This is a genomic window from Pseudomonas sp. EA_65y_Pfl1_P113 (assembly GCF_963970525.1).
Lineage (GTDB): Bacteria > Pseudomonadota > Gammaproteobacteria > Pseudomonadales > Pseudomonadaceae > Aquipseudomonas > Aquipseudomonas tritici.
On record NZ_CAXAQM010000493.1, the window covers coordinates 1 to 469 of the forward strand.

Annotated in this window: 1 protein-coding gene; it reads left to right on the forward strand. The window is 66.7% G+C overall.

Annotated features, from left to right (window positions below; genetic code table 11):
- Positions 1 to 469 (forward strand): polysaccharide deacetylase family protein (locus AACY52_RS30735; protein ID WP_339561452.1); only part of this gene is annotated, 469 nt, incomplete at both ends.

The window sequence follows — 469 nt, forward strand, 5'->3', positions numbered from 1 at the left end:
ATCCCTGCTGGCCCGGCGGTGCGCGCGTCGCGGTCCAGTTCGTCGTCAACTACGAGGAAGGCGCCGAGAACAGCGTCCTCAACGGCGATCGCGGCTCCGAAGCCTTTCTCTCCGACATGGTCGGGGCGCCCTCGCATCCCGCTCGTGCGATGGCGATGGAGAGCCTCTACGAATACGGTGGCCGCGCCGGATTTTGGCGGCTGTACCGGCTCTTTACCGAACGTCGGCTGCCGCTCACTGTATTCGGCGTCGCCAGGGCGATGGAGGCGAATCCGGCGGCTGTCGAAGCCATGATGACAGCCGGTTGGGAGATCGCGAGCCACGGCTTGCGCTGGATCGATTACCAGTCCGTTCCCGAATCCGTCGAGCGCGAGCACATCGCAGAAGCGGTCGCGCTTCACACGCGGCTGACCGGCGCACGCCCGCTCGGCTGGTACCAAGGCCGCACCTCACCTAACACCGCGCGGCT